Annotated in this window: 6 protein-coding genes; 2 read left to right on the plus strand and 4 right to left on the minus strand. The window is 59.5% G+C overall.

Annotated features, from left to right (window positions below; translation table 11 throughout):
* Window positions 1-7: 7 nt before the first annotated feature.
* Window positions 8-610 carry a hypothetical protein gene (locus F7R20_RS19870; protein ID WP_013694046.1) on the minus strand — a complete coding sequence of 201 codons (603 nt, stop codon included), beginning with the start codon at window positions 608-610 and terminating at the stop codon, window positions 8-10.
* 205 nt (window positions 611-815) lie between these two features.
* A complete protein-coding gene (locus F7R20_RS19875; RefSeq protein ID WP_003204563.1) occupies window positions 816-1,778 on the minus strand; it encodes a zinc-binding dehydrogenase in 963 nt (320 codons plus the stop codon).
* 139 nt (window positions 1,779-1,917) lie between these two features.
* On the opposite strand from F7R20_RS19875, the gene F7R20_RS19880 reads away from it, so the two are divergent.
* On the plus strand, window positions 1,918-3,996 hold the full coding sequence (locus tag F7R20_RS19880; protein WP_013694047.1) for a carboxy terminal-processing peptidase: 2,079 nt from the start codon (window positions 1,918-1,920) through the stop codon (window positions 3,994-3,996).
* A gap of 118 nt (window positions 3,997-4,114) precedes the next feature.
* On the plus strand, window positions 4,115-5,902 hold the full coding sequence (locus tag F7R20_RS19885) for a bifunctional diguanylate cyclase/phosphodiesterase (protein WP_013694048.1): 1,788 nt from the start codon (window positions 4,115-4,117) through the stop codon (window positions 5,900-5,902).
* 197 nt (window positions 5,903-6,099) lie between these two features.
* Here the strand turns inward: F7R20_RS19885 and F7R20_RS19890 are convergent, their stop codons facing one another.
* Both F7R20_RS19890 and F7R20_RS19895 read right to left on the minus strand, forming a co-directional pair.
* Window positions 6,100-6,459, minus strand: a complete 360-nt coding sequence (locus F7R20_RS19890) for a hypothetical protein (RefSeq protein WP_027911533.1) — start codon at window positions 6,457-6,459, stop codon at window positions 6,100-6,102.
* Window positions 6,459-8,427: RHS repeat-associated core domain-containing protein (locus tag F7R20_RS19895; RefSeq protein WP_151180611.1), on the minus strand; the 1,969-nt coding region annotated here is incomplete at its 5' end. The genes F7R20_RS19895 and F7R20_RS19890, both read right to left, overlap by 1 nt.

Below are 8,427 nucleotides of genomic sequence, written 5' to 3' on the forward strand. Positions count from 1 at the left end.
CCTGGCGCTAGAGCCCGCAATACACCTGCATCGCATTCATGGCCGTGTCATCCCCGCTGCCCTGGTCAGGCTCCACCTTGGTTCGGAACCCCCTGATCTTTTTGTAACCGGTGCCATCGAGGCAACTGTAGAACCCGGTCCAATCTCCCCATGCGACTGGCGGGTCGCCTACGAGGATTTCCGACCCACAATTCATCTTGATATTGCCGGCGGCGGTATCGTCCTTCGAGCCCTTTTCCTTGTCCCGGCCCTGAAAGCGTTCCACCTGAATGGCAAATGCGATGGCTGGTGTCTCGCGACACACATGGTCCCGGCCCCAGCTTCCCCACTTTCCTTCAAGGCTTTGGATATAAGTGGCCGCCCCGTTGACTCCGCTCTTGCAGATAAGCTGGACCGCATTCAAAGCACTGTCGTCGCCGTTGCCCTGATAGGGTTCACTTTTGAGTCGGAACCCCCAGACATATTGCCCCTGGGGGCAATATGCAGCGGCGCCCCAATTGCCCCAGGCGCCTTGTTCCGATGTGTCTGACGGCACTTGCCCTCGGGCAGCCCCGCAGGCCATCAGTGAGAGCGTGAAAAACAGCATGTATCTGGCAGCGTAAGCGGACATGGCAGCACCCTACCTGAGTCTGGAAAAGACTGATCGGAGAGACAGCCGACACTCTCGCACCCCACTCTAGAATGGGGTCCGAAAGGCGTCTACTGTCAGACTTGACAGGGTGTCTTGCTATCCGGCACGTCAGTGTTTCTGGAAATAATGACGTCTGTGGGAGCGAGCAAGCTCGCTCCCACAGGTCTGCGCACGGTTTCCGAAATCAGCTCAGGCTCTCATCGATCACCAACACCAGCTTCCCGGACACCTGGTTGGTCGCCAGTTCCGCGAATGCTGCTTCGGCGTCCTTGATGGCGAAGGTCTTGGCCAGTTGCGGGCTCAGGCGCTTGTCGGCAAACAGCGGCCACACCTGTTGACCCAGTTCGCTGATCAGATCGGCCTTGAACTGCTCGTCCCGGCTGCGCAAGGTCGAGCCAAGCAATTGGATGCGCTTGCCCAGCACCTGCGCCAGATCGAGCTCGGTCGAGCGCCCGCCCATCAGCCCGATCAATACCCAGCGGCCGTCAACTGACAAAAGTTTCACGTTGAGTTTGGCGTAGCTGCCGCCCACCGGATCGAGGATCACGTCGAACGGACCGAGATCGTTCAAACTCTCCAGGCCATCGGTGCGTACCACGCCGCCCTGGGCGCCCAGTGCCTCGCAATAGGCCAGCCGCTCGGTCGAGCCGACACTGACCCAACATGGGTTGCCGAACGCCTTACACAGCTGGATCGCGGCCGAGCCGACGCCACTGGCCCCGGCGTGCAACAGTACTTTTTCACCCGGCTTGAGCGCCGCCAGCTGGAACAGATTCAGCCACGCGGTGCTGTAAACCTCCGGCAGCGCGGCCGCTTCAGCCAATGACAAACCCTCCGGCACCGGCAATACATGCCGGCCATCGACCACCACCTCCTCGGCCATCCCGCCGCCGGCCAGCAACGCGCAAACCCGATCACCCACCTGCCAGGACGAGCCCGGCCCGACCTCGCTGATGACTCCGGCACATTCCAGCCCCAACACCTGGCTGGCGCCGGGTGGCGGCGGGTAAAGTCCGGCTTTTTGCAGCAAATCGGCCCGATTCAGGCCCGCGGCTGCCACACGAATACGAACTTGCCCGACATCACACGCCGGGCTCGGCTCATCTGCCCATACCACTTGGCCTTCAACGCCTTGCAATGCTTTCACAGTGCCTCCATAGTGAGTCTCGACTGGGCCCGCTGCTTCAACGCCGGGCTTTCTTGCATTATGCGCCCGGGCCACATGGAACCGGCGACTTCAAAGACGGCCTAATATGCGTTATCAATTGTCCCTGCGTCGAATCAGCATGAAGCATCTGTTCCCCAGTACCGCCCTCGCGCTAGTCATTGGCCTCGGCCTGTTACCGTTGTCGAACGATACGTTCGCAGCCAACAGCTGGGACAAGCTTCAGCCCGATCGTGACGAGGTGATTGCCAGCCTTAACGTCGTCGAGTTGCTCAAGCGCCATCACTACAGCAAGCCGCCACTCGATGATGCGCGCTCAGTCATCATCTACGACAGCTACCTGAAGCTGCTCGATCCGTCGCGCAGTTACTTCCTGGCCAGCGACATCGCTGAATTCGACAAGTGGAAAACCCAGTTCGACGACTTCCTCAAGAGCGGCGACCTGAACGCCGGGTTCACCATCTACAAGCGCTACCTGGACCGCGTGAAGGCGCGTCTGGACTACGCCATTGCCGAGCTGAACAAAGGCGTCGACAAAATCGATTTCAATACCAAGGAAACCTTGCTGGTCGACCGCAAGGACGCCCCTTGGCTCAAAAGCACAGCCGAACTCGACGACCTGTGGCGCAAGCGCGTCAAGGACGAAGTGCTGCGCATGAAGATCGCCGGCAAGGATCCCAAGCAGATCCAGGAAACCCTGACCAAGCGCTACAAGAACCAATTGGTTCGCCTGGACCAGACCCGCGCCGAGGACATTTTCCAGGCGTACATCAACACCTTCGCCATGTCCTACGACCCGCACACCAATTATCTGTCGCCGGATAACGCGGAAAACTTCGACATCAACATGAGCCTGTCCCTGGAAGGCATCGGTGCGGTGCTGCAGAGCGACAACGACCAGGTGAAAATCGTGCGCCTGGTCCCGGCGGGCCCTGCGGACAAGACCAAACAGGTCAGCCCGGCGGACAAGATCATCGGCGTCGCCCAAGGCAACAAGGAAATGGTCGATGTGGTCGGCTGGCGCCTGGACGAAGTGGTCAAGCTGATCCGTGGTCCGAAAGGCTCGGTGGTGCGCCTGGAAGTCATCCCGGCCAGCAATGCGCCGAACGACCAGACCAGCAAGATCGTGTCCATCACCCGTGAAGCGGTGAAGCTGGAAGAACAGGCAGCGAAGAAATCGGTCCTCAACCTCAAGCAGGACGGCAAGGACTACAAGCTCGGCATCATTGAGATCCCGGCCTTCTATCTGGACTTCAAGGCCTTCCGCGCCGGGGATCCGGACTACAAGAGCACCACCCGCGACGTCAAGAAACTGCTGACCGAGCTGCAGAAGGAAAAAGTCGACGGCGTGGTCATCGACTTGCGCAACAACGGCGGTGGCTCCCTGCAGGAAGCCACCGAGCTGACCAGCCTGTTCATCGACAAGGGCCCGACCGTGCTCGTGCGTAACGCCGATGGCCGGGTGGATGTACTGGAAGACGAAAACCCCGGTGCGTTCTACAAGGGGCCAATGGCCTTGCTGGTCAATCGCCTGTCCGCGTCGGCCTCGGAGATTTTCGCCGGCGCCATGCAGGACTATCACCGTGCGCTGATCATCGGCGGCCAGACCTTCGGCAAAGGCACCGTGCAGACCATCCAGCCGCTCAACCATGGCGAACTGAAACTGACCCTGGCGAAGTTCTACCGGGTTTCGGGCCAGAGCACCCAGCACCAGGGCGTGCTGCCTGACATCGATTACCCGTCGATCATCGACACCAAGGAAATCGGTGAAAGCGCCCTGCCCGAAGCCATGCCGTGGGACACCATCCGGCCTGCGATCAAACCCGCCGTGGACCCGTTCAAGCCGTTCCTGGCCCAACTCAAGTCCGAGCATGACACCCGCACGGCCCAGGATGCAGAGTTTGTCTTCATCCGCGACAAGCTGGCCCTGGCGCAGAAGTTGATGATGGAAAAAACCGTCACCCTCAACGAAGCCGATCGTCGCGCGCAGCATTCCGACATCGAGGCCAAGCAACTGACCATGGAAAACCTGCGTCGCAAGGCCAAGGGCGAAGAACCGCTCAAAGAGCTGAAGAAAGAGGACGAAGACCTGATCACCGAGCCAGAGAAAACCAAGCCGGAAGACGATGCCTACCTGAGCGAGACCGGGCGGATCCTGCTGGATTACCTGAAACTCAACACGGCGATCGCCAAGCACTAAGATGATGGCCATTTAATGGTGATGCTCGTCGGAGTGTCATCAAACTGACATCAGTCTGTCGTGAAATACAGGACTGGGTGCCGCGCACCCGGTCCTTTTTTTATCGCCAGAGATTGCCATGACCACGACAGAACAGCTGAGTGCCTTGAGTTCGATCCTGGCTCAAAGCGGTTTGCACAGCCTGTTCCAACCGATCATCTGCCTTTCCGAACGGCGCATCGTGGGTTATGAAGCCTTGACCCGCGGCCCCTCCAACAGCCCGTTGCACTCCCCCATCGCGCTGCTTTCCGTGGCACGCCAGGCCGGCCGCCTCAGCGAACTGGAGTTGGCCTGCCGCCGCAGCGCCTGCCAGCGCTTCAATGAGCAAAAGCTGCCGGGCAAGCTGTTTCTCAACGTCTCGCCCGAGTCGCTGCTGGAATCGGCACACCAGACGGGGCGCACACTGCAACTGCTGCAGGACTTCGGCATTGCCCCCAGCCAGGTCGTGATCGAACTGACCGAACAAACTCCCATCGATGACTTCCAGCTCCTGCAAACCGCGCTGCATCATTATCGTGCGATGGGTTTCTCGATTGCTCTGGACGACTTGGGCGCCGGTTATTCGAGCCTGCGGTTGTGGTCTGAATTGCGGCCCGATTATGTGAAGATCGACCGGCATTTCATCGACGGCATCCACCAGGACGCCCTCAAGCGCGAGTTCGTGGGCTCGATCCTGAAAATCGCCCGGGCCTCCCGCGCCCAAGTGATTGCCGAGGGCATCGAACTGCCGGAAGAACTGGCGGTGCTGATCGAAATGGGCGTCGACCTGGTCCAGGGCTATCTGCTGGCTCGGCCTCAAGAACAACCGTCACGCGACGCCAGGGCGCTGATGCCCAAGCAGGATAGCGGCGTGGCGGCGTTGAGCGATGAGGTCAACGACCTCAGTGCGCTGCTCAACGAACAACCGGCAGTGGCCCACAACACACCGACAGCCACCGTGCTGGAAGCGTTTCGTCGCCAGGCCAACCTCAACTCCCTGGCAGTGCTGGATGATCAAGGCCAGCCCTGCGGCATCGTTCACCGCCATTCGCTCTCGGACGCCTTGCTCAAACCCTTCGCCACCGACCTGTTCGCCCGCAAACCCATCAGTCGCTTGATGAGCGACGACTTTCTCGCGGTAGAGTTGAACCAGTCACTGCAACAAGTCAGCCGCCTGATCACCAGCCGCGCCCGACAACGCATCGAAGAAGACTTCATCATCACCCTCAACGGCGGCTACCTGGGCCTGGGCCGGGTGATCGATGTGCTCAAGCTCATCACCGAACTGAAAATCCAACAGGCCCGCTACGCCAACCCCCTGACCCTGCTGCCGGGCAACGTCCCGATCCAGCAATGCCTCACGCGCCTGCTGCAACAACGGCAGGAATCGGTGATCTGCTACGTGGACATCGACAGTTTCAAACCCTTCAACGACATCTACGGCTACGGTCGCGGCGACGAAGTCCTGCTGTGCCTGGCCCAATGCCTGAACGAACGCATCGACCCCAGCCGCGACTTCGTCGGCCACATCGGCGGCGACGACTTCCTGCTGGTCCTCGGCCCGGAAGAGTGGCGCAGACGCCTGGACCAGCTACTCAGCGACTTCCAGACCCACTGCCGCCGCTTCTACCGCCCCGAGCACCTGGAGGCGGGATGTTTTACGGCGTTGAACCGACAGGGCGTTCGGCAGGAGTTCGCGTTGTTGTCGCTATCGATTGGGGTGGTGCATCTGCGTGCCGAGGCCTGCGAAGAGTTGGATGCCAGTCAGTTGGCTGAGCTGGCTTCGCAGGCCAAGCATCATGCCAAGGAGATTCTGGGGGGGAGTGTGTATTTGGTGGATGGTTTGGCGGAGCGGGAGCCTGTGGTGGCGTTGGGATTGTCAGGGTGAAGCATCTGGCGCGGCCCCGTGGCGAGGGGGCTTTGTAGGAGCTGGCGAAGCCTGCGATCTTTTGATCGATCGTTCCCACGCTCCAGCGTGGGAATGTCGCCAGGGACGCTCCGCGTTCTGCTTCTGAATGTGACGGATAGCGTTACGGGATGCATTCCCACGCAGCAGGTAACGATTAAATATTCTTTCTAATTAAGTTATGAGTTTTCGGCCACCTCTGACTGATAGCGTTTGAGGCAGCTCAGCAAAACTCTCATAAAGTGACGCTGATCCTTAACATCATCATCGAAATATGTGGTTATCCTCGAAAATATCTCATCAAAATTCGCCCCCTCTTCCAGATAGAAGAAAATTCTTTCAATAAACCATTCGCGCTCATGAGATTGAAATATTAAAAAATCGGATTTAAGCAAGGAATCAAACAACTCCACCAATTCGGAGTCGGCGTTGATATCCTTCGAGACAATAACCTCCTCCCTTGCCTCATCTATCGTATTCTCTATATCAAATACAAATAATAGACTTCTTAGCACAACCATATCAGACGACTTCGTCATCACTCAAATTCCGTATAGCTGGTTATCGGAAGGCCTTTATCATTCAGTATCACCACAGCCTTTGTTTGCTCGCCATATTCCAACCCTTCCTTTTTATATCCTTCTCCGACTTTTCTTCCAAACTCAATAGGCTCACGAGATTGTTGCAGACCACTCTCTTTGAAAACGAGCCGCGCTCTATTTATCGCATAAAGTTGATCTCGATGACTTATGAAGTGTGTTGCCGCAGTAGGAATTTTAGGTTCTCCCTTTTTTTTACCTTTGGTATAACGTTCAATTTCACCCGTTGTAGGGTTTTTACCAGATTGCAGCCGTTCCATTTGCGATTGCAAGGTGGTCTGCGCACCGTGTTTTTCCAGAAAGTGAGCGCCATCAATAGAACCTTCCATTTCCCTTAACTCCTTATAAGCTTTTGCCTCCGCTAGTTCATGCTCCTGTGCCCGCTGCTCCGCCGTCATCGGCAGCCGCGGCTCCCCCTCATCCACCCCAACCTTAACCGCCGGATCCTGCTCCCCAACCGCCGGCCTACACCCACCCTTCCCCGGACAATCAACCAACCCCAACGGATCCACCCACCCCGTCGGGTTCAGGGTGTACCGATACCCATTGAGCCCGCCCGCCAGTTTGCTCGGGTCGGGCGTCAGGTAACGGCCAGTCTCGGGATTGTAGTAGCGGTGCCGGTTGTAGTGCAGGCCGCTTTCGGGGTCGAAGTATTGGCCCTGGAAGCGCAGCGGTTGCTCAAGCTGTTCGCCGCCACCGTGCGTGAGTTCAGTGAGTTGGCCGTAGCCGTTGTAGCGCGCCGACCAGACGATCTGGCCGCTAAAGCTGGTCAGTTCCTGGGGCGTGCCCAGGTGGTCGAGGTGGTAGTAGAACGGCGTGGCTTTTTCCGGGCCTTCGCCATCGAGCATCGCCAGTGGGCGGAAGGTGCCGGGTTCGTAGACGTAGCTGCGGTGGTGGCGTGGGCTGTTTTCGGCGATGACCTGGTCGCCCTGCCAGAAAAACTCCGTGGTCAGGCCGTCCACCGTTTTGCTGATGCGTCGGCCGAAGGCGTCGTAGCGGTAGGACATTTCGCGCCCGTCCGCCGTGGTGACGCCGATCAGGCGGTGCTGGCTGTCGTAGCGGTAGGCGCTGACCAGGGCCTGGCCGCGGCGTTCGCGGATCAGGTTGCCGAAGGCGTCGTAGTCGTAGTGGCGGTCGCCCTCCTTCAGCAGGCGGTTGCCCTTGAGGGTGGTCGGGCCGGGGCGGTCCTGCATCAGCAGGTTGCCGGCCGGGTCGTGGCAGAAGTGTTCCGGCGGCTCGCTGTGGGAAAAGTCGATGCGGGTCAGGCGATCCAGCGGGTCGTACTGGTAGCTGCGGCGGTTTCGGTTGTCGGAAAGGGTTTGCAGGTTGCCCTTGGCGCTGTAGGCATAATCGCGCCAGAACAGTTGCTGCTGTCGACTCTGCCACACGGTCTGGGCCTTGAGACGGCCCTGTTCATCGTAGTCGTAGTCACTGAGCAGCCGGCCTTGCTGGCGTTGCCGTTCGCGCCCGCCGTCAAAGCGGTGTTCGGTCAGGCGCGAGCCGTTGAGGTCGATGGCGGTCAGTGCGCCACCCGGGGCATGGTGGTAGTCGAGCTGGCTGTCGTCCGGCAGGCGCAGGTGATTGAGGCGCCCGCAAGCGTCGTAGCGATAACGCAGGGTGCCCCAGCCCTGGTGCTCGCAGACCAAGCGGTCCTGGGCGTCGTATTCGAAGGCCAACGGATGATCGCTGCCGTCGTCGACGTGGACCAATCGGCCCAGCTCGTCGTAGCGGTATTCGATGGCCTGGCCGTCGGGCAAGGTCTTGACCCGCAGCCGCCCGGCCGCGTCGCGCTGGTACTGGGTGAGCCGTTGTGAACCGTCCTCGCCGTGCTCGGTTTTTTCCAGCAGGTGGCCGTTGAGGCCGTAGGCGTAGGCAGTGCGTTGGCCGTCGAAGCCGACTTGCTGTCGG

Origin of the sequence: Pseudomonas brassicacearum subsp. brassicacearum (genome assembly GCF_008801605.1) — a bacterium.
GTDB classification, from domain to species: Bacteria; Pseudomonadota; Gammaproteobacteria; order Pseudomonadales; family Pseudomonadaceae; genus Aquipseudomonas; species Aquipseudomonas brassicacearum.